Source organism: Fluviispira multicolorata (genome assembly GCF_009208585.1).
In the GTDB taxonomy this organism is placed as follows: Bacteria; Bdellovibrionota_B; Oligoflexia; order Silvanigrellales; family Silvanigrellaceae; genus Silvanigrella; species Silvanigrella multicolorata.
Genome location: NZ_WFLN01000004.1, coordinates 344,681 through 370,785, shown reverse-complemented (window position 1 = coordinate 370,785; position 26,105 = coordinate 344,681). Strand labels below are relative to the sequence as shown.

Here is a 26,105-nt window from a genome sequence, read left to right as displayed (position 1 = left end):
AAGATCATAGTACATTTTAAAAGGATTTTATTCTTTTAATTAATATTATTCTTATGGGATTTCAATGGCTCTATTAAAAAAAATAAAAATATTAATATTTTATGGGTATATTTTAATATTTACACTTCTTATTTCTCATAATAAATTATTTGCAAAAAATGTTGATTTTGAAATAATTGCGGGTATAAACCCTCCCCTCTTTATTAAGTTTGATGGCATTAAAAGTCAGGGTATTGGAGTTGAAATTCTTATTGCAGCTTTGCTAAAGAATAATATAAAATTTAAAATATCTGAAACAGATTTGCCTTGGACAAGGGCCGTTAATCTTGCAACTCAAAAAAATTCACTCACTTTTTTATTAAGATCAATTGGAAGAGAAAAGAGTTTCAAATGGATTTCCTCTCTTTATGATGAAAACTCAATTATTGTAAACTTAAAGAAGAATCCTCAAATAACATCTTTTACTCAAATAAACTCATTAAAGAAAATTGGAGCCTTAGCCGGGAGCAGTGCCGATATCATTCTCAAAAGACTAGAATTGAATGACAAATATTATCCTTGTAAAAGCGACATGCAGTGTTTGGAGCTTCTCTCTCAAGAAAAGATAGATGCATGGATTAGTACCACCAAAAAGTTAATTTATAATGTCAAGAAAAAAAACTATAATAATATTATGAATAAATATTTTATTTTAGAAAAATGCCAAATATGGGTTGCAACTTCCTTACAAACACAAGAAGAAGATTTACAAGAATTAAAAATTGCACTGGATAAATATAAACAAACATCTCAGTATAAAGTAATTTTGAGAAAGTATGACTGACTCCTATCATTCTCCTAGTTCATAAAAAAATCTCTCCTCACTCATTTTTATCATTCTTTCATTTCCAAATCTGATTATTATATGTTACCTGCATGCTCGGCAATTGATGCCTTCCTTTTGTTACCTTTACTTCATTCATCTTTTAGATTTTAGGGGGTGCTTTAACATCATGATGATAAGTGCAACTGGCGCATACATTTCAGTGAAAAATCTGAAAAAAAAACATGGTGATCTTGCTGTATTGTGTGGTATCGATCTCGAAGTCACACCAGGAGAACTTACTGTTTTAATTGGACCTTCTGGGTGTGGAAAATCCACTTTGCTTCGATGTCTTAACGGACTCGAGACACTTGACTCAGGGTCCATAGTTATTAACGGCGTTGCGCTTGAGCGAAGTGAAGATTCAAAATCAATTATGAAGGATTTTGATAAAAAAGCACGTGCTATACGTGAAAATGTTGGAATGGTTTTTCAAAGTTTTAATCTATTTCCACACCTAACTCTATTAGAAAATATTACAAAGGCACCTGTTGTCGTTAAGAAAATGAACGTTGATCTTGCCCACAGCCAAGCAAAAGAACTTCTTATAAAAGTAGGCTTAGAGCGGCATGCAGATCATTATCCTTGCCAACTTTCCGGTGGACAGCAACAAAGAGCTGCAATTGCAAGAGCTTTAGCTATGTCACCAAAAGCAATTCTCTATGATGAACCCACCTCAGCACTTGATCCCGACCTCGTACATGAAGTTCTACAGGTTATGCGCACCCTAGATGATGAGGGGATGACACAAATCGTGGTGACCCATGAAATGCGTTTTGCACGTGATGTTGCTGACCATATTGTTCATATGCAAGAAGGTCGCATTGTCGAAATGGGAACTCCAGAGCAAATTTTTTCTTCGCCTAAAGATGAAAGAACGCGTCGTTTTCTTAGAAATTTCCTATGAAGAAAGGTGATCATACACCAATGCTGAACATGCGAAACATTATTGTTACTTTATCCTGTATTTTCTTTTCCATTCACGCATTTTGCTCTGAAAAAGGCATTCTCCGCTGGGGCAGCGATGCAAACAGTGGTGCACCTTATGTATTCCGCGATGCAAAAGATCCTTCAAAAATCATTGGACTGGATGTCGATATAATCGAAGCAGTTGCTGAAAAGCTAAATATGAAACCAGTCTTTATTCAAAATCAATGGGACGGACTCATACCTGGTTTGAACGCCGGAAATTATGATGTCGTTATAGATGGTCTTGAAATTATTGATGAGAGAGAACAAGCTATTCGTTTTTCTGATCCTTACTATATCACTTATGAACAACTTGTCGTTAATAAAGAAAATCACGAAATAAATGAATTAAAAGATTTAAAAGGCAAACGAGTTGCAACTCTCCCAGCATCATTAGCTTATAAAATTCTTGAAGACACTGGAGATGTTCAAATAAAAAAATACGGCGAAGAAATAAATGCTTATGCAGATCTTGCTTCGGGCGAAAGGCTTGATGCTGTTTTATTAGATGCTCCTATTGCCCAGTATTATGCAAAACACAATGCGAAATTAAAGTTTGTTGGTCCAAATATTGGCTATATGAAATACGGAATTGCTTTTAAGCAAGACAATAATGCTCTTAGAATAAAAGTAAATAAGGCGCTAAATATACTTATAAAAGAAGGAAAAATACAGACCATAATTGAAAAATGGGGACTGTGGAATCCCAAAATGGCTGAAGCATGGGGAGTCAGTGTAGAACCCAAAACAGAGGCAGTTGGGTATAAAGAATATCTTCGCAGCATGAATTTAGAACGCACATTTATTGATAAACTTAAGCTTTATGTCGATTTCTTTCCCTTACTCGCAAAAGGTGCAGTTAGAACTTTAGAAATTTCAATGCTCGCTATGGTTGTTGCAGTTGTATTTGGCCTTTTTATAGCATTAATTAGACTTTACGCACATCCAGTTCTTTCTAAATTAGCCTTAACTTATGTTGAAATAATTAGAGGAACTCCATTATTAATTCAACTTTATTTAATTTTCTATGGTTTACCAAACTTAGGAATTAAATTTGAACCTTATGTCGCAGCAGTTATTGGTTTAGGCATGAATTATGCTGCAAGTGAAGCTGAAAATTATAGAGCAGGAATATCTTCCATTCCACATAGTCAAATGGACGCCGCATTTGCACTGGGAATGTCTCGTTTAGAAGCACTGCGCCATATCGTAATTCCACAAGCAATGAGAGTGGTTATTCCACCAGTAACAAACGATTTCATCGCTTTGATCAAAGACTCCTCCTTGGTTTCTGTCATTACATTAATTGAGCTTACAACTGTTTATGGACAACTTGCATCAACTTACTTTGATTACTTAGGGATTGGACTTCTTACTGCAGCTATGTATTTTTTAATTGGCTTGCCCTTTGCACGTCTATCAAGAATGGCAGAAAAGTACTATTCTGTTAATAATAAAAAGCAACTCAAGGGAGTCCAATCTTAAGGAAACAGAAAATGCAGACAAGAATAACCATAGATCTTATGCAAAAGATACCGCAAAACTGTGAGACTATATTTTCAATATTTTGCGAAAATAATGAATATTTTAAAGAATCTGAAAAACTTTTAGATAAATTTAAAGAATCTCATTTTCTTGGAAAGAGTGGAGATAAAAAGACATTATCTCAAGATAACCAAATTATTATTGCTATTGGAGCAGGTAGTTCTGCAAACAATGCAAACTTATTTGGTTTTCGCAAAGCAATCGGCAAAATCATTTCTGAAGCAAAAGAACAAAATCTACAAAATATTTTTGTTGATATTTTTCTTTCAGAAAGCTCTGATTTAAATTATATTGCCTATGTATTTGCAGAAACAGCAGCTTTAGCCTTGTACTCATTCGAACATATCTATTCAAATCAATCATTCCCCCAAAAGAAAATGATATCAGTTGAAAATATCAAATTAAAATTCTCAAGTCATAAATTTGAGCAAAAAACTATCCTTTCAGCAATTGAAAAAGGTATTCATAGGGGACAAAGTTTAAATTATGCCCGTTACCTAAGCGATCTCCCTTCAAATCAATTGCGCCCCAAAGATCTTGTTACCTTAGCGAGCGAGCAGCTTTTAAAATTTAAAAACATCCAAACAACTCTTTTAAATAAATCAGAACTTGAAAAGCAAGGCTTTGGTGGAATTATTGCCGTTGGCAAAGGTAGTATTCACGAACCTTATTTAGCAATTTTTGACTACAATCCTCCAAATGCAAAAGAAACCGTCGTTGTCATTGGCAAAGGTGTTACATTTGATACTGGCGGTTATTCTATAAAAGGAAAAAAACACCACAATGAAATGAAATACGATATGTCCGGTGCTGCCAATGTTTTTTCAGCAGCTTATATAGCTGCAAAGGAAGACATTCCAATTCGCATTATCAGTATGATTGTGTGTGTTGAAAACACCATTGGAGATCATGCTCAACGACCAAGTGATGTCTATAAAGCTTGGAATGGTAAACTTGTTGATGTCTTTAATACAGACGCAGAAGGCCGTCTTATTTTAGCTGATGCTATTGCCTTTTCAGCATCATTTGCTCCTAAATTAATTATTGACATTGCTACACTCACAGGTGGCGCAACTCAAATTGCAGGTAATTTAGCTGCAATTGTCTGTTCAAATAATGATCAAATGATAGAAAAAGTAAAAGAAGCTTCTGCACTTGCAGGTGAAAAATTTGTTCATCTTGAGATTTTACCAGAAGCTACAGAAAACATTAAAGGAACAGTCTCAGATTTTACAAATATGAACAATAAATGGAGCGAAGGTGCTGCAACTATGCATGCGGCAGCGTTCCTACAGGCATTTGTTCCACAAAATACAGATTGGTTGCATTTAGACATTGCTAATGTTTCTGAAAACTCAAGAGACAATGGATATTTAGCAACAAACTGTTCTTCTGCTTATGGAGCAAGAACCATCGTCAATATTATAGAAAATCTTGCAAAAAAATAATGTAAATACAAAATATTTATAATTTAAAAATAAAATTATCAAGGATTGCATGAATCAAATATTCAAAATATTAATCATAATTTTTTTTAATCTTTGGAACTTTAATTCATATGCAATTTATTATTCTTCAAATCGATTTACAAACAGTGGTGATCCTAAATATATTGGGCTAGCGGGATCCTCAGCAGCATCAAAAAATGTTAGTTTTAGTTATTATAACAACCCTTCTATAATTGGTCTGCAAGAAGAAGGTTTCGATCCCACTTTTATTTTATATCAAGGAACAGATAATTCACCTGCAGTGCAAAACTCAATACCGAGTGATCCTAATAATATCATTGGGATTGGCCTTGGTATTTCTTATAAAATAAATGATAAAATTGGATTGGCTGTTGCTTTATTAAATGAAAAAGAAGGATTTAGCAGCCAACTTCAAAATGACACTGTTCATGTAAGCACAAATTTTTTAAATTTAAATGTTGGATATAAGCTTAATGATAATTTAAACATTGGTTTAGGAATATCACAGGCAGGAAAAGTATTAGAACGTGATAATAACACTGGAAGTTACAGTACAAATTTTTTTGGATATCGAATTATTTTTGCTAGCACCTGGCTTGTTAGAGAAGGTCTGCTGTTCAATTTTATTTATTATCCTAAAACAATTCTTTCAAAAAGCAATGGAAATGAAGATATCAGCTTTATTGAGCCAGGTAAATTACAAATAGGTGGCCTATATGCCCCAAATATTCAAATAAATTACTTTTCAATCGTTAATATAATGAGTCAATTACAACTCTTTTATTTTAATATCAAAGAAGTTGTATACACTCCATATTCACTCTTAAATGAAAACTCACTTAATACATTATTTCTTAATAAAACACTCGCAGATGACGATGCAAAATATACACTTTCAGCACGCTTGGTTCCTAAAATTGGTTTGCAAATGATTAAAGAATATTCTAAAATTTATAATTATGAAATTTTATTAGGAACCTACTTAGAACCTTCAAATCGACATAATACATCATTTAGACCTCACTTTACTTTTGGTCTTATGAGTAAATTAAATTATATTAACCTTGGTTTTTCTACTGATTTTGGCTATTCAGATAGCAATTTTAAAAATTACTTTTTATTATGCCTCTCGTTAGGGATTAACTTTGATGCATTTATATGAAATGAGTTTATAAATCACTTTTCAATCCAAGCGTAAGCTTTAAAATACACCAATTAACATCTGAATAACCTTCTAGAGCAATTGTAGTGCTCAGCTGGAAAGTCATGTTTATTAAAGTTTATTTATAGCGAGCTGCTGTAAAAACTATTTTTCCATTTTTCTCACCATATCCGCTTGTAACAACAGTACCATCACTTTGTAAGGTCATCGCTTGCAAATAAGAATAATTTCCAAATTTATTTTGAACCATACCTTTTTTACCAAAGTCTAAAGCAATATTGCCACTTCGATCATACTTAATCATGGTAAATGCAGAAGAATTATCAACTCCTGTTGCATAACCTCCTGCTAAAATACTTCCATCATTTAAAACAAGCACTGAACATGTGTAAGAAGAAAAAGAAATGTTTGCCGCCATTGCATTTAAAATTATTCCACCAGTGCCAAAATTTAATTGTAAATAGCCATGAGAGTCAAATTTTGCAACCGTAAAGTAACTTAAATGTGTTGCTCCTTCAGAGTATCCCCCCGCGATAATAGTACCATCAGATGAGGCCGCTAACGATAAAACATAAGAACCTACCCCAATCTGCACAGTTGTAATTCCATTCGTACCAAAATCAGCTGAAACCTTACCGGAAGAATCATATTTAACGAGAGCATAAGATCTATTAAATGGATCTGTATTTATATAGCCACCAGCAACGATTGCTCCATCATTTAGGGTTGTGGCTGAATAAAACTGGCTAGATTCACCCGCTTGAGTCTGCACAATCCCATCATCACCAAATTCATCAATTAAAGTTCCAAAAGTACTGTATTTTGCTATTGTCATCATTGGAAGTTTCGGATTCGTTGCAGAATATCCGGCAGCAAGAATATTGCCATCTTTTAATAAAACTAAGCTACGTATAGCAGACGAAATCCCAATCGGAGTTTGCACAATTCCTCTCGAGCCAAAAGAACGACTTATTTTTCCATCCGCTTTATATTTTACTAAAGTAAACAGCGGCACATTTGCACAGTTTCTCGAAAAACCTCCGGCAATAATAGAGCCATCTTGCAATAAAAGAATCGAATTTATTGCCGCTTCTGATCCTATTTGCGTCTGAACAGTTCCACCCGTTCCAAAGTTTGTATTTAAAGTACCATCTTTATTATATCTTGCTAAACTAAAGACACTTGTACCATCTTTTAAAATTGAAAATCCGCCCGCAATAACGGAACCATCTGGAGCAACAGCGTGCGCCGTAACTTGTGCTTTAGTATTAATTTCTGTTTGCACATATCCAGTTTTAGCAAATGTTTTATCAAGAACTCCATTGAATTTAATTAATTGTGTTGGATTTTCATTATTATTATGATCATCTATCAAAGAGCTTGCATTTATAGAATCAAGTCCAGAGTTATATATACCATTTAAAAAACCAAAATCATTACTTGATTTTTGACAACCATTCAAAATAATAAAAACAGAAAATGTAAAGATAACGAATTTAGAAATTCTTTTTTTCATATTGCACCTTATTCTATTATAGTAATAAAAACTTTATTTATTATAACAATTTATATTTTAGTTTTTTATAAAAGATAACTTGAAGTGTCAATTTTTTGACGATTAGTTAACGATTGAGAAGACTTTATAATGGAAAAATTATAAGTTTTTCTATTATTTAAAAATATTAACAGTATTGTTTTGATAGTTATACTTTTATTTTTCTCGTAAATAGGCTGGTATTTCTGTTTCTAATTCTCTGACAATTTCCGCTTTATATTTACATTCGTAATTATGACTGCCTTTTAATATAAATTCACAATTAAATTCAGAGATTTTATTTATACTATGAACTTGATCATTTTCTTGGCAATAGGCTTCAGTATATATTTCAGCCGCCTTATGTGAACTTAATGCAAAAACAACAGCTTCTTTAAGCCAAAGATCACGCTTAAAAAAATCTTGTTTTAATATTAAAAAATAATGGCCACTGTTTAGTTTTTCAAATCTCATATATAACAATTCTCTAATTTACTTAAATAATTTTATTTATACTTTCTGTTATGAAGTAAATGAATTTAGCTGTATTCAAAAGCTTCATGTTCAAATTGCAGTATAAAGTGAGCTCCTTATTTTGCAACTCAATTATTCTAAGCTTTCTTTTTCAATCCATATATTTAAGTCGTTGCCAAAAGAACTCAACATGTTGTAAAGCCATATTGAACAGGGATTCATTTCTCCCACGTAAACAGGAGTTATTTCATGACACAAGCGCACAAAGAAGTGCGGGTTCGTATTGCACCAAGCCCAACCGGAGATCCTCATATAGGAACTGCATATATTGCATTATTTAACTATGTGTTTACTAAAAAGCACAATGGAAAATTTATTATCCGTATTGAAGATACCGATCAAAAACGTTATCGCGCTGACAGCGAAGCTATGATCTTAAGCGCCCTAAAATGGGTTGGAATTCAATGGGATGAAGGTCCTGACATCGGTGGACCACATGCTCCTTATAAGCAAAGCGAAAGAAAAGAAAGCTATAAAGAATATGCTGAAGTTCTAGTCAATAAAGGTCACGCATACCGCTGTTTTTGCACATCACAACGTCTTGACGAGTTGCGCAAAGCTCAACAAGCACAAAAACTTCCTCCTGGCTACGACAGACTTTGTCGTGATCTTCCCAAAGAAGATGTTGAAAAAAAACTTGCACAAAATCTACCACATGTTATCCGCATGAAAATGCCAACAACTGGTAAAACCATTTTTAAAGACATGTTGCGTGGGAATATTGAATTTGAAAACGATGGCGTAGACGATCAAGTCCTCTTAAAAACAGACGGATTTCCTACCTATCATCTCGCAGTGGTTGTAGATGATCAGCTTATGAAAATCACTCATGTTATTCGTGGGGAAGAATGGATATCTTCAACTCCAAAACATGTTATGCTGTATGAAATGTTTGGCTGGGAGCAACCAGAGTTTTGTCATTTACCTTTATTAAGAAACTCAGATAAATCTAAAATTTCAAAACGCAAAAATCCTACATCTATTAATTATTATCGTCGCAAAGGAATTCTACCAGCAGCTCTTCGTAATTTTCTTGCACTTATGGGCTGGAATTTCGGTGACAATCGCGAAATTTTTAGCACACACGAAATGATTGAAGGATTCACTTGGGATAGAATGACTTTGGGCGGCCCCGTGTTTGATCTTAAAAAACTTGCATGGCTCAATGGACAATACTTAAAACAAGAGAGCAACGAAAAGTGGCTCATAAATTTAAAAGAAATTGTTTTCAATGATGAGTATTTATTAAAAATAATACCCCTTATTAAAGAAAGAGTTGAAAAGTTTGAAGATTTTATCGACAGCACAGCCTTTTTCTTTCAAGGTGATTTAAATTATAATAATGCACCCTTAATTCCAAAAGGAAGGACCGCAGCTGATGTAATAGGTTATTTAAATGACCTTGTTTTAAAGCTCGATATCTGTGAAAATTGGAAACATGAAGAAATTCATAATATATTTAATCAATACCTTGCTGAAAAGGCCTTAAAACCTAAGGATGTCTTTATGCCTATGCGAGTTGCCGTTACAGGTAGTAAAGAAACTCCACCTTTATTCGAATGCATTGAAGTCTTAGGCAAAGATATTGTTCAAAGAAGAACACGACTTGCAATTGATTTTTTAAAAACAATAAAAGAATAACGAGGAAAAATGCTCAAACAAAAACACAAGATCATTCACCGTTACCTTTCAAATGGCATGGAAGTTTATCTCCATCCATCAGATTTTGCACCTATAGTTTCTATTCAAGTTCTTGTCAAAGCTGGTTCACTTGATGAAGAAGATTTTGAAGGTGGTGTTGCTCATGTTCTTGAGCATATGTTATTTAAAGGAACAAAAAAATTTCCAGAAACAGGACAAATTGCATCTACAGTCGAATTTGAAGGCGGAGACATCAACGCTTATACAACCTTTGACCACACAAATTATCATCTAACTGCGCCAGCAGCATTTGCTAAAAAAGGAGCAGAACTCCTACTTGATGTTGTGCAAAACAGCCTTCTAGACGAAGGCGAGCTCACTCGAGAACTCGAAGTCATTATCGAAGAGATAAGGCGCAGTCGTGATAATCCCAATGCAGTCGTCTCACACAACTTATTTTCCCTCTTTTATGAGGGAACTAGTATGGCAAGACCTGTGATTGGTTACCAAAATATTGTAGAAAATTTCTCACGAGAAACAGTCTATAATTTTTATAAAAAATGGTACACACCTAATAATATGATTTTTATTGCATCAGGTGATTTTAATTCACAAGATATGCTTAATCACCTTGAAAAACTCAGTGAAGAATTTCCACCGCAATCCGTGCCAGAAAGAGCAAGACCTTTACTGATTGATAATTCATTGAAAAAGCAACCCACCGCAAAAATTGAACGCGGTCCTTGGCAAGAAGCTCGTATTCAATTGGCAACTTATTCTCCAAATTTAGAACACTTCGAAATGCCAAGTTGGGATGTCTTTGCCTCAATTTTAGGAGAGTCTGACTCCTCACGCCTGAACCGCACACTACGTGAAGAAACTCAACTTGTGACGAGCATTGACAGTTCTTGCTACACTCCAAAATATTACAGTGGACTCTTTGGCATTGGTTTTTTTGGAATGGCAAAAAATAGCTTAGCTGCATTGCAATTAATTACACAAGAAATTCGTCGCTTAGCCGAAGTTCCACCTACACGCGAAGAACTCAATCGTGTTTTAAATACTTTAAAAGCACAAAGAATATATTCCCGTGAAAGCATGGATGGTATATCAAGAAGTGCTGGAATGAGTTTACAAACAGCACAAAAAATGGAATTTGAAAATTTTTATATGGACTCCGTTTCTAAGGTAACAACAAAAAGTATTCAAAATATTGCGCAAAAAGTTGTAAACCAATTAGAAGCGGGAAATTTTCATATTTCAGTTGCACTTGCAAATGATGCATTGCCCGAGACAAATGAAAATGATTTTATTGAAGCTATTTCTCGTGCAGTCTGTATGACGCATCACAATCAAGAACCAATTGAAGCGAGCCTTCAACAAAGTAACAGTCCAGAATTTGTAAAAGAAAATTGGATCAATTCATACAATTTAATAGTTTCCGAATTAAATCCAGCTGTCAAACAAATTAAAATTTCACTTCCTTTTAATAAAACTCTTAAAATAAATTATCGTGAATCAAATAGACTTCCTATTACGAGCGCAATGCTTGTATTAAAGGGAGGCCTTATGAATGAGCCTTCCCTAAAAAATGGCGTGGGTGGTTTAGCAGCTAGTATGCTTACACGTGGAACGAAAAGACAAAGTTATCGAAAATTTATTGAAGAATTAGAAGATAATGCCTCGAGTATTAGCGCTTTTTCGTCACGAGATTTATTTGGCATGCGCTTTGATTCCATTAGTGAAAATAGTTTACGCACAGCACAAATGATGCTTGATTGCCTGTTCCGTCCCGAATTTTCACAGACAGAATGGCAACGCATTCATAAAGAAACACTGGAAGTGCTAATTGCACAAAAAGACAGTCCAGCAGCACGTTTGGCAAGGGTGTCTCAACCACTTTTATTTCCAAATCATCCTTATTCTTTATCGGGAATTGGAACAGAAAGCTCCTTAAATAACGTAACAAAAGAAGATGCTCTCGACTTTTGGGCTCATTTATTTCATGCTCAAGAATTTGTTTTCTCAATAGCTGGTGAATTTGATTTACGCTCTTTTGTTAATTTAATTGAGTCTGAATTTAAAACCTTTTTTGATGCAAATTTTGTCGCTAAAAACTTGCAAGAACCTATTTATGCGCCCTTTCCAAAAGAATTTGAGGCACAAATTGGTTTTGATGAATTAAAAAGAGAGCAAGCACATATTATGCTTTCCTTCCGCTCTTTCCCTTTATCTGATCCAAGACGTACTGCTTTAGAACTTGCAGCTAATATTCTTGCTGGACAAGGAGGACGTCTCTTTCTTGACCTACGTGATAAACGTTCACTTGCTTACGCGGTCAGCGCTTCGCAATCTCCAAATGTTCTAGCAGGGGTGTTTACAACATATATTGCAACCTCAGCGCATAAAACTCAAGAAGCCATAGAAGGTTTAAAAGAACATATTGAAAGACTTGCCTGTGAAAATCCCACTCAGGAAGAACTCATGCGCGCTCAACGTTCTGTATTAGGATCTCAAAGCATCGAATCCCAACATTACAATTATCAAACCTCACAACTTGCCATGAGTGATGTGTACGGTCTCGATTTTGATAACTTTTTACGCTTTTCTGAACGTGTCAATGCGGTTACACCTGAAATGATTAGCAGCGTGTTAAAATCTTTATTATGTGAAAATCATCCTATAATCAGTATAGTGGGTCCCAAGGATACTTGGATTCCTCAAAAATCAGATAAAGTTTTTCAGTGGAATTTATCAAAATGAGGTCATAAAATGGGTCATGAACTGACATTTGAAGATTCAAATCAGGATGACCTAAATTACCTTTTTTTCTTTCAAACCTCAAAATATCCTTTATTTATTGTAAATCAAAATGGCATAATCATAAAAGCAAATCCTGCTGCAAAAAAATATGGTCTCAAAGAAAATAAAAATTTATTTACATTTGTAATAGAAATAGAAGCGGAACAAGCTAAACAAAAATTAAATACAATAAAAGAAGAAGATCCCCTCAGCCAGAGTGTTTCCATTGAATTTTCTTCTTTTCCAAATCATATAATCCATACGCGATGGAATGCAACACGACTCGATCAAGAGAACTTTGCCTTTTCTTGTGAAGAATTAAATCAATATACTGCTGAAGATTTCATTTTACACAAAGGACTGATGAAAACTATTTTTGACAGTGATCCTAATTTAATTGGAATTATTAACCATGTAGGGCATTACCTCTTTGCCAATAAAGCTCTCTTTGATTTTGCGGGCAAAAACAATGAATTTAAAGTTGATTCTTTAAATAAACTCATTGAAGAAGGTGAAATATGGTTGCCTGGAAATGAGAAAAAGCAAGAACTTATAAATAAAAACCCGTCAGAAATAGAACTGATAACGGATCACTTTGGAAATCCAATATGGTTTGAAAATACTAAGGTGTATATTACGTTACCTTTTGGAGAAAATGTCCATCTGGTTATTTCAAAAAATGTTACTAAATGGAAAAAAATTGAAAAAAAATTAGAAGATCTTCAAGAAGAAATCGATTATTTTGGAAAAATATCTTATTTGAGCAATATGCTCGGAAGAATTACTTTTGATATAAAAAATCCGCTCACTATTATTCTTAATTATATTCAAAAAGTTCCTCACGTTCCAAGTGAAATTTCGAATATTGAAAATGACACTATCAAAATATCCTTTCAAACTATTGAAAACTATATTGAAAAAGTTGAGAAAACCTTCAAAACAATGAGAACATTATCAAAACAAAATATTTCTCAGCATCTTGAAAAAATTAAAGTAATCGATATTTTAACATTATCTCTAAACGCTTTTGAAGATAAATTAAATGCATTTGAAATAAATCTAATCACCCAATTTGAAGATGCAGAAAATATAGAAATCACTTGTCATCCTATCGAAGTCAATCTTGCTTTTAGATATTTAATTCTAAACTGCATCGATTCTATTATTCTAAATCAACAAAATGAAAATAGACAAATTAGTATACGTGTTACTAAAAAAGATAAAAAGATACTTATTGCATTTACAGACAATGGAATCACAATGTTAGAAGAAAATAAAAATAAAATTTTTGAACCTTTTTTTACAACTAAGCCTAGTGGCAAAGGGAGTGGAATAAGCCTCAATGTTGCAAAAGATATTATAGAACAAATAAATGGAAAATTATCTTTTAATTCAGAAAATAATAAAACCACATTTCTTGTCGAACTGCCTTTTTTATAAAGCAACAAAGCGGCAAACAGAAGACACAAAAATATCGACACCATGTTTTACAAGCATTGATTCCGCTAAATACAAAGTCATTAGGACATCATCAAGCGCATTGTGCACTTTTCCTTCATATTGAACTCCATATTGTTTTGCAAGATCATGAAGTTTACCTTTATTTGTCTTATTTAATTTTTTATGTAACTCATATAAATCAAGCGCATGTTGAAATTGAGGAAGAGGAAATTGATACCTTTTGTTTTGAATTTGCGCAGCAGGTAAATCGGAACTTAAAATATTGTAACCAAGCACAACACAACCATTTCCGATTTCAATAAATTCTTTTGCCCAAACTTCACCCCAAGTTGGAAATTGATTGAGAGTTTGTGGATCAACTCCAGTTAAGTTTTTTACAAAATCTGTTATTTGAGACTCAGGATTAACATATGAAGAATTGAAAGTAACATTTCCATCAAGATCAACTTTAGCAATGGCAACTTCAAAAATTCCTCCCGTAGGTGATGTGGGATGAGTTGAAGTTTCAAAATCGATTATAGCTAAAGGTTTTTCAAATAAACAAGCCAAAAAACCAAGTTCTGGACAATAGTTTGTATGAGAAAGCATAGATTACTTCACCCGAGCAATCACACAACTTGAGGTTCCACCAAGCCCCATACTTAGTTTTCCACAATATATTCCATCACCTGTATTTTCAAAGTTAACTATTTTATTGAGTAAAAGATTGCGTTCAAGTGAAGCAATTTTTGGATTCACTCTTTCAGGATCGATTCCTGAAGGCATAAGCGAATAGGAATTAGCTCCTGTTTTTTGGGTACCCAAAAGTTGAGCCGTTAATTCCCAACCCCCACCCACACACATACCATGCCCAAAAATTCCTTTTCTTGCAGAAATAAAAGCTTTTTTAGGAACAAACTCCTCTATGAGATTAAATTCATTCCAATCTCCGGGGGTTCCTGTTGCGTGCATATCCCACATTTGAATTTGGCTTGGTACTATATCAGCTTGAGCAAAAGCTCTTCGAATGGCAAGTTTTGGACCTTCCTTGGAAGGGGTAATAATGTGCTCTGCATCACTGCTCACACCTGCCCCTAAAATTTCTACTGGTAATGGCTCAATTTCAAACTTACGCATGGCATCTTCAGCAGCTATAATCCAAGTGCAAGCCCCTCCAGAAATGTGAGTTCCTCTCAGATCGCAAAATGGAACTCCATGAGTGTCTCCTAACACAGCAAGCCTGCCAGAATAAAAAGCTGAAACCAATTCATTACTTGGATTAGAGTCCACTCCTCCTATAATAGCTAAGTCTGTTCTTCCACTTTGAATTTCGAGCATCGCATTATCGATTAATGCACCAAAAGAAGCACAAGCCGCACTTGAACCCGTTGAAATTCCATGTAAATTTAAAATCATCGAAACCTGAGAGGCTGCCACATTTGGTATATTCCACAATAAATTTGGAGAAATACTTTCCCATGGTGGAGTCGGATGTTTATATTTTTCAACTAATTCTCTACGCGCTTTTGTTTTTGAACGAATTAAAGCTAATTTTGCATTTTCAATATCATTTCCAACCACAGGTTGCGCTTCAATTGCTTTTAATTCAGTTAAGTATTCTTGCAAGAGAGGAGATTTTTTTGTCCAAAAAGAATTCCATGTCTTAAGTGCTTCAACACGCTCATAAGAGTCATGTGGAAATTGAATTGGATTTTCAGGTGCATTTTCTACAATATTTATGTTATTTACATGTTCATAACAAGGTTTATTGCGAATAGGATCTGCCCAAAATAAGTTCCATTTAAAAAGACCCTCATCATATTCTCGCGCAGATTGAAAATTAACAGGCAAATCACCTAATCCAGTTGCGTATTGAATTGACACTTTAGGATCCAGTGTTTTTATAGCTTTTTCTAATGAAGGCCTAGAGGTTAAGGCATCAATTAAACTTCCAATCCCATATTTAACCAAATCACCACTTTTTTCATTTAATAATGAATATCTCTTAGGACCATGTCTTTCTTCAAGCCAATTTTTATAGTTCGAAAAATCAAATTTAGGCTCACCTACTAGAAATGCATTTGAAAGCGATTCTTTAATAGATAACACAGACTTCCCTTTCGCTATCATCTCAAGAAACTCGTTCAAATTTGACGCTCCAGGAGCAACAACTGATGCTGCATAAAGAAAGACCTTTCTGCGAGCAGTTTGAATAGGACAAGAACTTTTAGACATGCGACAATTCCTTTTGGAGTAGGGAACAATTGGAAGTAAATACTTACAATTTTATCCTAACTCAATTTAAGAGTACAGTTAGATATAAGTGATACTCACCTTTAAAATAATCTTTTAACAAAAAAAAGCAAAAACTCTAAGAAGCACCCCTGACTTCATAAAGCTCTTGTGCCTTCAATATCACTCTAAATAAATTGTGACAAAGGAAATGAATGGAATATAAAATCATTGGAAAAAATATTTTTGGTAAGTTTAAAATGCTTTCTCTTTTTTACATAATCTAATCATGTCTTTTCTTTGTATCATTTAAAACGGCAAGATCGGTTTGGTTTTTTTGCGAGTTATACCACTTTTCAGCAATTATTTTAAATCCTTCTTTTTCTTGCCTTAAGTATAGAAATTTCCTACCAAAATCATCTTTATCAGGAGAGGAATACTTTTGAAAAAACTCAACTAGCAATTGATTGCGAAACGCAAGAATTTTAGGCTCACTGATTTGCACAGTGATAGAGCCTTTTCTCGTTTCAGATAATTTTGATTTAAATTCACGCCATCCATCTTTATTTTTACCAAGGGATTGAAAATTATCCGAATAAAAACTTAGGTATTTTTTAAAATCTGAGTTTTCCCAACTCTTTCTCCAATCCTCGACCATTTTAAAGACACGTTGACGTTCTTTTTGTATAGCGTCCATGCTGATAGTCTGCATTTCATCTACAATAACAACGGGTGTCTGAAATTCACTCACATATTGAGCTATATCAATAACATCTTCATTTTTTAAAGCAACACACCCTTCCGTATCAAAAGGCCGGAGCATGCGTGCATCGCTGTCTACTCCGTGGATCCAAATTCCAGATCCCGTTTTACGTTGTCTTTTGTCAAAAATATTAGGATAATCAAGTATAAAAGCACGTGGGCCATACTTACGTGCAGCAGGACCCCATTGCCGTACCAATTCTGACCCATCTTTTTGTCCAACAATAAAATAAATACCTTCAGGAGTGCGATTGTCACCTCTTTGTTTTTTATCACCTTGTTCTTTTCCAGTTATAGCAAGGTAAGTTCTGACAACCGTATAATTTCCATCAGGAAGAAGCTTAAATACGCTCAGCCTGTGAAAGTTTTTTTCAACGACCATAGCAAAAGTAGGATGATAGGCGCCAAGGCTGATAAACGCAGAGGGGATGCCATTAAATGCAGTAAAAGAGGATTGCGAAAAAATATTTTCCGCATAACTTTTGACACCCAAAAGTGTGTATAAAATTATAAATATGATCTTAATGTTCAAGACATAGGATTTTGTATTCACACTACACAAGCTCCCGTTAGATCAAATGTATTTACCTCAGCAGGGTTTCCACTCGTGCACGAATTCCTGATGAAAGACGCACACCCATATGAGAAACAGTATCTGCCGCTAAAACAGTTGCTATTTGCCCAGATTGTTCAAGAGTGAGGCCTTTACAAAGACCATACATGAACCCTCCTGCAAACATATCACCTGCTCCTGTAGTATCGGCAACTTCTACTTTAAGTGCAGGTATAAATGTTAGATTTCCATCATAGGCAATATATGCTCCTTTTTCACCGTCTTTCACTACAGCAATTTGAATAGTTTTAGATAGTTCTAAAGCTGCTTTATCTGGAGAGAGACCGACGAGCATTTTAGCTTCTTCAGTATTGAGAAAAACGAGATGTGTTTTTTCGAGCAATGATAGAATTACTTTTTGTCCATGACGTGCAATTACAAAAGGATCAGCGACATCAAAAGCAACTTTGACATTATTATTTAAAGCGTGATCAACTGCAGAATGCAATGAATCGATTTGATTTTGTGTATCGAGCATATAGCCCGTAGTAAAAAAGATTTTAGATTTTATAATGTCATCGTATGGAATATGAGATGTCATATAATTTCTACATGCACCTAGATAAGTATTTAATGTACGTTCACTGTCTGGAGTGACTACGACAAGACAAGTTCCTGTATGAACTCCGTCGACAACAGTTAAGCGATTTGTAATTCCAAGTTCATTCATACGACTTGCGAATGCTTTTCCATAAGAATCATTCCCAACTGTGCTGCTGTAACTTGTTTTTGCTCCTAAAACTGCCAAACCACGAATAGCATTTGAAGCGCTTCCTCCTAATTCAATTTCGGGTTTTGCATTTCCTAAATTTTTCAAAACATTTTTTTGAGTCTCTTCATCAACAAGTTGCATAATACCTTTGGTCATACCAAAAGATTTTAGGTCAGAATCATTAGCTCTTACAAGCATATCTATAAGAGCATTTTCAATTGCGACCACATCATATTGATGATTAAATTGTTCTATTGAAAAAAAAGAATTCTGAATCATATCTATAAATCCTATTTCTTTGCTTTAAAAGCAGAATTAAGTAACAACAATGAGTCATATAAAATGCTTCACTGAGTCGTAAAGGGACCAAAAACTTTAAAATCAACTCCACCCAAAAGATCCCTAACGACAACAAAACCACCTACGGTAGTTCCAGCATTTGATTCTGGATTCCAATCTGTTGAAGAAGATGTGTCAAGCGAGAGAGATCCATTGGTCACATACCACTGAATTCTTGTTTTTGCTTGAAAATTTGTATTATTTGGATCACGAGGGAATGGAACGCTCGGAATTGTCACACCCACTGAAATCGAGGAACTTGAATTGCCATTTAGGACACTGTTCGCAGCAGGAGATATACTTGAGAATTGAATTGGATTATTTGTAATTGCAAGACCTGTGGTGAGCGATGATATTTTATTAGAACTCAATGTGACGTTTACTGGAGAAGTATTCCAAAATGAATCATTATTATCTGGCAAAGTATAAAAAGTATAAAACCCTTGATCGCTGCTCGTTCCTGAAGAAACAGTGTAGCTCAATTGAAAAGCTGGTATATCTGAAATTTGTGTAAAAGAGTTTGAGAGATTTGTTCCTATATTTGCACAATCCACAATATATTTAAAAACAGTGAGCCTGTAAGGAGATGTAAATACGGTTGTTGGAGTTGCTGTCGCAGAAGTAAAAATATTCGTCATTGCTATGCTCGTACCATTTGTGCCATTGGGCAAGCCGCGAGATCCTCCTCCAGAAGCCAAATAATAATTACCTATTGGCAATAATTTTAAATTATTTATTGTAAGAGTTGGTATTTCATTTGTAGGAGAAATAACCACTATATCAAATTCAGTTGATCCAGCAGAGCAATTTGGCCTAATTGGAAATTGTTGACTGCTTGTGCTCTGAAAATTATTTGCACCCGTGCTAAGAGCTGAAGTTTGCACAACAACTCCAACAGCTCTAACTTGATTAATTGTATAATAAGTCTGATCTGGTTTTTTACAGGTCACTAAAAAAATAATGATAAAAATACATTTCAATAAAACTAAAAAATATTTTAACATTATTCATCTCCTAAATTAACAAAATTCATTTTAAAACTTTGCTATTACCCCTATGGAAGGAAGAATTGGTAAACCTGTAATATAGACCTGTTTTGTATAATCTCTATTATAACTATTATTTGCAACATTGCTTCTATTAAATACATTTAAAATATCAAGATAAGATGTCAATTTCCAATCCTGAAAAAGAAAATCATATTCTGTTCTAAAATCAACCTCAAAAAAATAAGGAATACGAGCATCATTTTTACTAATTAAATACGTATTACCATCGCTTACTGGTGAATATTTTCCTGTATTTTCATTATATACTCCACCCGAAACAGTTGAATAGGGTGTTCCTGTCATAAATTGAATACGAGTTCCTGCATTCCAGCGGCTTGTAATTTTCTGTCCATATACAATATTTACAGAATGAGTTCTGTCATAATTGGAATATCGCCATTCACCACTTCCAGGATCCCTTTGCTCAGATTGACTGATTCCGTAACTCATCCAACCAAACCAAATTCCAGATGCTTTTTTCTTTAAAAAGAATTCAACTCCTTTGGCTCGCATTTCAATAGAATTTTCATATTTATTATTAGGATTACTTACGGCTGGTCCTACTAAATTATCACTTGATTTAATCCAACTTTGAATATCTATAAAATAATCATCCCAAAACTTAGATTCATACCCTATGGCATATTGAATACTTCTTTCTAACTCTAAATTAGGATTACCGTAACGTGGAGCATTGTATTGTGGTTGAGGATATTGACTGTAATATCCTCCGCCTGCTTTTAGAGTTTGTCCTTCAATAAATTCATAGCGGACTCCAATACGTGGATCGATTGCAAATTCACTGCTATGTGAACCAACAATCATATTTAAACCAGGATTAATAGTTAATTTATTAATAGGCTTAAAAATAATATCGACAAAAGCATCTCCATAAAAACTATCAACCACAACCTTATCTTGTACCACAGGAGCTAACTCACTATCGAAGCTTGTGGTCATCCCCCCACCAGGAAGTTGTATGACATTTAATCCTGCTTCATAGTGCTGATATTTTGGACGAACTCCAAGCGAATATGAAAAGAGTTCATTTATTTTTTTATCTAATATAAAACTAAATGAGTATAGTTGGCTCTCTATATTAATATTATTGCCAAAAATAGATTGATTCAATAAATAATATCTTTGTTGAAAACTAACTCGAAATCCTAATCCGTTACCTAAGTTTAAATTGTATTTAAAACCAGCTGTTTCCATATAATTTTCAAAGCTAAAACTATTTTGTCCCGAAGCCGTAGTACTATTCCCAATGGGAGCTGAAAGAGAAGCACTGTCATTTGCACCTAATAAATAAATTTGCCATGTCCCACGTGAGTGATTTCCATTTAATATCATTTGATAATCTGTAGCTTGAGGAATTGTAACAAAACTTGTATTATTTGCAAGTTTAGCAATGAGCGGTTTATATAACTCTAAATATGTTCTTCTAAAACCAATACGATATCCAATGGCATCATCTGAATTTTCATTGTTGTTACTTTGATTAGTCTGACCATTTTTTTCATTTTCATTTTTTATTATATGAGTTTCTTGGGAATTTTTTTCTTTATCTATTTCTTTCTCAATTGAACTTCCAAAGGCATTTCCTTCCAAAAAAATTCCGCTCTGAATCAGTCCAACTTCTATTTCACCAGAAAACCTTTTCGGAATGCTGTTAAAACTACGCAATTGAATGACACCACCAATCGTATCTGTATAATATGCACTAAAAGCTCCCGGATAAAAGTCCATGGATTCTATCATGCGCGTTGGGATAATCGTTTCAGTTCCACCAAAATGAAAAATAAATGGCAACAACAAATCATCATAATAAAAAGAATTATCGCCAGGTGATCCTCCTCGGACAACAACATCTGCACTGCCTACATTTGCTGGTAAAACAGAAGGAAGAGTTTGCAATGCACGCACCGCATCGCCGCCTGTTCCAGCAACATGGGCCATTTCTTCTTGCTGAAATGTATTTTGCGAAACTTCATCTTTACGTCTTGCACGAATAATTCCTGTACCACCATACTCTGCAGAAGGTTCAAGCAAATAAGGAGATGAAAGTTTTAATTGAGAATTCTCTATTGGAATTTGAAGATCTTGATAATTTTCAGCGCGAATAAGAATACCTTTTGTTTCTTTAGGGACAGTGATGGAAAAAATTCCATTTTTATTTGTTTTCACAAAATTTAATTTATTATCAGTATTTATGACAAGTGCATTCTCTATTGGAGATAAATCACCTAGAGGTCTAACCTGTCCGGTAAGAGTTATATTATTTAGATTATCTAATTTGTTACTTTGAGCAAAAACAAAAAAATAATTTCCAACCATGAACAACAAAGTCAGTGTTAAACGAAATATTTTCATAGAATTCAACTCTTTATGTTTGTTCCAAAATGATAATCATCATAACATAAAAATTCTACATTGAGAGAATTCCAGTGAGCAAATTTTTTTAATTACAAATTTTAAATAAAAATTTTTCTTGCTAGAAAAATTCCTAAAAAAGTTAAAATAATTCCAACAAATGGACTTAAAAATAAATAAGAAAGCGCATAGAAATACTTACTTTCCTCCATTAACTTTATAGCTTCAAGACAATACGAGGAAAAAGTCGTGAATCCTCCTAAAAATCCAACCATAAGTCCCAAACGGAGTTCGTGTGATATTTGCAATTTTTCTACACCTAAAACATAAATAATTCCAATAACAAATGAACCTATAATATTTATAAAAAATGTGCTGTATGGAAAAGGAGAAATGAAGATTTTATGCATAAAAAGACCTAAAAAATAGCGACAAAAAACCCCTAATATTCCAAAAAATCCAATATAAAAAAGACTCATCAAAACCTCCTATGGAATAATATGATTCATTTTAAAGCATAATCTAAAGTAATCCCCCATTAACAAAGAATGAAGATTTTAAATTCATCATTTTACAATTAAGATAGGAGAGAATAAAAAATACTTTGCTCCTGCAATTCTTATATTGTAGGAATCATTTATTGGATTTGCAAAAATCCACAAACAAATTGACTAAGGTAAAAATCACTTTTATGCGATATCCACTCAATAACTTCTTTTCAAAGACAAATTTACAGCAAGAATTTCAAATTAAAAACAGATGGTTTCTTTTCTCAATCTTTATTTTCTTTTCCTTACGCTTTTTTTGGATTGCAAATTTTCCAATGAGCAATGATGAAGTCTATTATTGGGATTGGTCTCGACATTTACAACTCAGTTATGTAGATGCTCCTCCATTTGTCGCTTGGATGTCTTTTCTTGGCACATTATTGCTTCCAGGTGCAACTGGAGCACGCTTTTTAATTCCATTTATTCACACATTTTCAACTCTCTTTATTCTTTTTTCTGCAAAAAAATTTGCAACATTAAACACTAAAAAATTTACAAATGAAATGGCTCTGAGTGTTCTAATATTCACACAAATAACACCCGTTTTTAATTTAGAAGGAATATTACTTTTACCCGATGCCACATTACTTTTAGGTCTTTCAGGCGCACTTTATTTTCTTTTAAGTGCATTTAATTCTTGTATTAAATCTGTTCATGAATTATTTTCATTCAAATATGCCCTCTGTTTTGGATTTTTTCTAGGAATTGCAGCTCTTTCAAAATATCATACCTTTCCAATAGCTGTTGGCTTTTTAATAGCAAGCCTTTATTTAAGATATAAAATCGATAAAAAAATTGATATTGCTTTTTGGATCACAGGAATATTAGTATCAATGCTTGTTGCAAGCCCTGTTTTTATTTGGAATTTTCAAAATAATTTTGCTTCGTTTCATTTTCAAAGTCAGCATGGTTTTGCAGGGTTTTCTCTTGATTTTAAAAGCTTTTTCCGTTATTTACTTGGTTCATTGTTTTATTTATTGCCTTGGTTTTTTATACTTTCAATCGCTTTTGTCAATAAATTTTTTGCACAACCTAAAAAAATTTCTTCTTATTATTTATTAAGTATTTTGCCATTTACAATTTTATTTCTTCTTATTTCTTTTTCTGCTCTTGGAAAACAAGCCCTTCCACATTGGGCCATGCCTGGATTTTATCTTTTGATACCTGCTATCGTAAACGAATGGAAACCCTTTACAGGCACAAGAATAATAGCTTGGAAAATTTATTGTACAATTTCACTTATTATTTCTGTTATTGTTCCCACCGCAATTTGTACACAAAGTTTTAATAATCTTCTTATCAAAACTTTTATCTATTTTACAGGAAATGCAAGTCCTCTTGCTCAGGTCTTTCAATGGCAAACCTTACAGGATGAACTTAAAAATCAATTGAATATTAAATTAAAGACACAACCTTATCCAACAAATGAAAACTGTTCCAGTCATTATCAAATTGCATCTTTACGATGGTATTGGACAGCTCAAATGGCTTTTTATTTTAATAATCAGCCAAAAATTTATAATTTTGATTTTACAAATACTTCGTTTTATTCTTGGAGAGACCCTTTATATAATTTAGAGGGCTGCAAATTTATTGTTCTTGGAAGTTTAAATCATTATAACGAAGCAAATTTAGAAAAAGTTATGAACATCGAATATCAAGAAGAATTTTCGTTATCACCATACGACGATAATAAAATAATACTTATTAAAGGAACAATGAAAAGCAAAGAAATTCTTAATAAAGTTTATGAGAAAAATAAAAGAGAAATTCGTTATTAATTGATTATTTAAATGATTTAAGAATTTCAAGGACATCATGCAACGCACAGCGCACAATTTCAATTTCCCACGTATGTCCTTTTGCAAATCTTTCAAGACTGCCTATCCAAGCGATTATTGATTGAGCAACTTCAACTATAGATTGGTTGTCTTTTATATCAAGATCATCATCAGACACATGCTCTAAATAGGATTGCCAAGAAGTGTGAGGAGAATCTAGCATATTGACCAAACGATTTAATCTTTTTGTTTGATCTTGTCCTTCCCAATCTCCACTGACTTGAAACGGATACCAATCAAGTTCATGTCTATGAAGCCACAAATGAGCACCATTGCTCAAAGCAATTCTCCTGAAATCATCGGGTAAAGCATTTTGAAAACCATCAGGTCTTTTCCAAATTACATGCATGATATGAAACCTCTCAAGCTCAAAAAATAATTTAACACACAGGTTAAGCGTGTTATAACGTTTGATAATACGGACACTTAAAATTCTCAAGTCATATGTTATTTAAAAAAATACAAGCACACTCAAAATAGAACAGGTGACATTTCTTTAGTGTTATGTATTAATAATATCATAAAGGAAACCCTTATTGGGAACCTCTTTCTAACAACATGAAATAAGGAGTCTTAAATTGCCTGTCGTTAAAATATATACTACAACCGTTTGCCCATATTGTAATGCTGCTAAAAATTTATTTAAAAGCCTTGGTGTTACATACGAAGAAATCAATTTAGACAATGATCCTGATTTAAGAACAAAACTTTCAATAGACAATAATGGCTGGCGCACTGTTCCCATGATCTTTATTGGAGATAAATTTATTGGTGGTTTCGATGATGCTAACAAACTTTACAAAAATGGTGAGCTTTCTAAATTATTAAGTTAAAAATAAATTCATTAAGATGTTTGCAACAGATGAGTGCCTCATGCAAAAAATAATTATTTTTGTTTTATCAATTATTTCTAATAGTTGTATAATTGGTTTTTCTAACATGCACAACCATATTCCCGAAGAATATGCAAAAGTATATCTTCCTGCAGCACACGATTTTTCAATATATGGGGGCAATTCTTCACGCCTCTCATTTGCTATTCGTAATAAATTATCTGAACGAACTGATATCTCATTTACTAATTTAGAAAATGCACGCTGGGCTCTACAAATCAATATTCTTGATAGAATTCAAAGCATAACTGCTGTGGATTCCTGTAAAAATCCCTCTACACCAAATACAGCAAGTGGTGCTTATTCTTGTGCAAAAATTCATCCAGAAGCTCTCGATTCAAAAACCTCAACACCATATGCATTTAATAAGCCGACAATTTCACCTGCGACAGAACAACTTTCGCTTGTCGTTGAAGTAAAAGCTTTCGATTTAAACTCTGGTAAAGTTATGTGGGCGAAACGCTACGCCGCAAGTAATATATCTCCCGCCGTTTTTAACGAAATTGGTGATACCGATGGCAGAACCTTAAATTATATGCAACAAACCCCTGACCTGCATGCATTAAGGTACCAAGAAGCTGTAGACAATGCCGTGAAAGCTTTTTCAACTGCAATTGCAGCAGATGTGCAAGAAACTATATTTAAATCAATGCAACAAAAAAACACAATTTTAAATTAAATAACCTTAACTTTATATGCAATAAATTAAAAAAAAGCTCTAAAATGTTGAAAAATAAACAATCTAAATGTAGGTTTGGGGCGTTTTAAGAATTATTACCTCAAGC

At 33.5% G+C, this 26,105-nt stretch carries 21 protein-coding genes; 11 read left to right on the top strand and 10 right to left on the bottom strand.

Annotated features, from left to right (window positions below):
* Positions 1-64 precede the first annotated feature (64 nt).
* The 5 genes from GCL57_RS01700 (at position 65) to GCL57_RS01680 (ending at position 6,007) form a co-directional block, all read left to right on the top strand.
* A complete protein-coding gene (locus GCL57_RS01700) occupies positions 65-823 on the top strand; it encodes a substrate-binding periplasmic protein (RefSeq protein WP_152211527.1) in 759 nt (252 codons plus the stop codon).
* 172 nt (positions 824-995) lie between these two features.
* Positions 996-1,769 carry an amino acid ABC transporter ATP-binding protein gene (locus GCL57_RS01695; RefSeq protein WP_152211896.1) on the top strand — a complete coding sequence of 258 codons (774 nt, stop codon included), beginning with the start codon at positions 996-998 and terminating at the stop codon, positions 1,767-1,769.
* Complete coding sequence (locus GCL57_RS01690; protein ID WP_152211526.1) at positions 1,766-3,316, top strand: ABC transporter substrate-binding protein/permease; 1,551 nt, start codon at positions 1,766-1,768, stop codon at positions 3,314-3,316. The genes GCL57_RS01695 and GCL57_RS01690 overlap by 4 nt, the downstream gene beginning before the upstream one ends.
* An 11-nt stretch (positions 3,317-3,327) precedes the next feature.
* Positions 3,328-4,824, top strand: coding sequence for a M17 family metallopeptidase (locus tag GCL57_RS01685; protein WP_152211525.1), 1,497 nt, complete (start codon positions 3,328-3,330; stop codon positions 4,822-4,824).
* A gap of 49 nt (positions 4,825-4,873) precedes the next feature.
* Positions 4,874-6,007: a porin family protein gene (locus GCL57_RS01680; protein WP_152211524.1), complete on the top strand. Its 1,134-nt coding sequence runs from the start codon at positions 4,874-4,876 to the stop codon at positions 6,005-6,007.
* Positions 6,008-6,125: 118 nt separating this feature from the next.
* Here GCL57_RS01680 and GCL57_RS01675 read toward each other — a convergent pair whose 3' ends face one another.
* Together GCL57_RS01675 and GCL57_RS01670 are read right to left on the bottom strand one after the other, a co-directional pair.
* Entirely contained in the window at positions 6,126-7,523 is a 1,398-nt protein-coding gene (locus GCL57_RS01675; RefSeq protein WP_152211523.1) for a delta-60 repeat domain-containing protein, read from the bottom strand.
* Between the two features lie 195 nt (positions 7,524-7,718).
* Positions 7,719-8,015 carry a hypothetical protein gene (locus GCL57_RS01670; protein WP_152211522.1) on the bottom strand — a complete coding sequence of 99 codons (297 nt, stop codon included), beginning with the start codon at positions 8,013-8,015 and terminating at the stop codon, positions 7,719-7,721.
* A 249-nt stretch (positions 8,016-8,264) separates the two neighbouring features.
* Here GCL57_RS01670 and gltX point away from each other — a divergent pair, with 249 nt between their 5' ends.
* From gltX to GCL57_RS01655, 3 genes are read left to right on the top strand one after another with little or no spacing between them, the layout of a single operon-like run.
* Positions 8,265-9,716, top strand: a complete 1,452-nt coding sequence (gene gltX, locus GCL57_RS01665) for a glutamate--tRNA ligase (RefSeq protein WP_152211521.1) — start codon at positions 8,265-8,267, stop codon at positions 9,714-9,716.
* A gap of 9 nt (positions 9,717-9,725) precedes the next feature.
* On the top strand, positions 9,726-12,479 hold the full coding sequence (locus GCL57_RS01660; protein ID WP_152211520.1) for a M16 family metallopeptidase: 2,754 nt from the start codon (positions 9,726-9,728) through the stop codon (positions 12,477-12,479).
* A gap of 9 nt (positions 12,480-12,488) precedes the next feature.
* Entirely contained in the window at positions 12,489-13,958 is a 1,470-nt protein-coding gene (locus GCL57_RS01655) for a sensor histidine kinase (RefSeq protein ID WP_152211519.1), read from the top strand.
* On the opposite strand, the gene GCL57_RS01650 is transcribed toward GCL57_RS01655, so the two are convergent.
* The 7 genes from GCL57_RS01650 to crcB all read right to left on the bottom strand — a co-directional run bounded on the left by GCL57_RS01650 (position 13,953) and on the right by crcB (position 22,517).
* On the bottom strand, positions 13,953-14,567 hold the full coding sequence (locus GCL57_RS01650) for a 3'-5' exonuclease (protein ID WP_152211518.1): 615 nt from the start codon (positions 14,565-14,567) through the stop codon (positions 13,953-13,955). The genes GCL57_RS01655 and GCL57_RS01650 overlap by 6 nt on opposite strands.
* 3 nt (positions 14,568-14,570) lie before the next feature.
* Complete coding sequence (locus GCL57_RS01645) at positions 14,571-16,193, bottom strand: beta-ketoacyl synthase N-terminal-like domain-containing protein (RefSeq protein ID WP_152211517.1); 1,623 nt, start codon at positions 16,191-16,193, stop codon at positions 14,571-14,573.
* Between the two features lie 280 nt (positions 16,194-16,473).
* On the bottom strand, positions 16,474-17,505 hold the full coding sequence (locus GCL57_RS01640; protein WP_152211516.1) for a L,D-transpeptidase family protein: 1,032 nt from the start codon (positions 17,503-17,505) through the stop codon (positions 16,474-16,476).
* Between the two features lie 31 nt (positions 17,506-17,536).
* Positions 17,537-18,556: an adenosine kinase gene (locus GCL57_RS01635; RefSeq protein ID WP_152211515.1), complete on the bottom strand. Its 1,020-nt coding sequence runs from the start codon at positions 18,554-18,556 to the stop codon at positions 17,537-17,539.
* Between the two features lie 68 nt (positions 18,557-18,624).
* Positions 18,625-19,620 (bottom strand): hypothetical protein, encoded by a 996-nt coding sequence (locus tag GCL57_RS01630; RefSeq protein WP_152211514.1) that lies wholly within the window; start codon positions 19,618-19,620, stop codon positions 18,625-18,627.
* A gap of 30 nt (positions 19,621-19,650) precedes the next feature.
* Entirely contained in the window at positions 19,651-22,038 is a 2,388-nt protein-coding gene (locus tag GCL57_RS01625; RefSeq protein WP_152211513.1) for a TonB-dependent receptor plug domain-containing protein, read from the bottom strand.
* 101 nt (positions 22,039-22,139) lie between these two features.
* Entirely contained in the window at positions 22,140-22,517 is a 378-nt protein-coding gene (gene crcB, locus GCL57_RS01620) for a fluoride efflux transporter CrcB (RefSeq protein WP_152211512.1), read from the bottom strand.
* 161 nt (positions 22,518-22,678) lie between these two features.
* Between crcB and GCL57_RS01615 the strand changes: the two genes are divergently transcribed.
* Positions 22,679-24,367, top strand: coding sequence for an ArnT family glycosyltransferase (locus tag GCL57_RS01615; protein WP_152211511.1), 1,689 nt, complete (start codon positions 22,679-22,681; stop codon positions 24,365-24,367).
* 4 nt (positions 24,368-24,371) lie between these two features.
* Here GCL57_RS01615 and GCL57_RS01610 read toward each other — a convergent pair whose 3' ends face one another.
* Entirely contained in the window at positions 24,372-24,776 is a 405-nt protein-coding gene (locus tag GCL57_RS01610) for a hypothetical protein (protein WP_152211510.1), read from the bottom strand.
* Positions 24,777-25,005: 229 nt separating this feature from the next.
* Between GCL57_RS01610 and GCL57_RS01605 the strand changes: the two genes are divergently transcribed.
* Positions 25,006-25,260, top strand: a complete 255-nt coding sequence (locus GCL57_RS01605) for a glutaredoxin (protein ID WP_152211509.1) — start codon at positions 25,006-25,008, stop codon at positions 25,258-25,260.
* 40 nt (positions 25,261-25,300) lie between these two features.
* Positions 25,301-25,999, top strand: a complete 699-nt coding sequence (locus GCL57_RS01600) for a DUF3313 domain-containing protein (RefSeq protein ID WP_152211508.1) — start codon at positions 25,301-25,303, stop codon at positions 25,997-25,999.
* Positions 26,000-26,105: the final 106 nt, after the last annotated feature.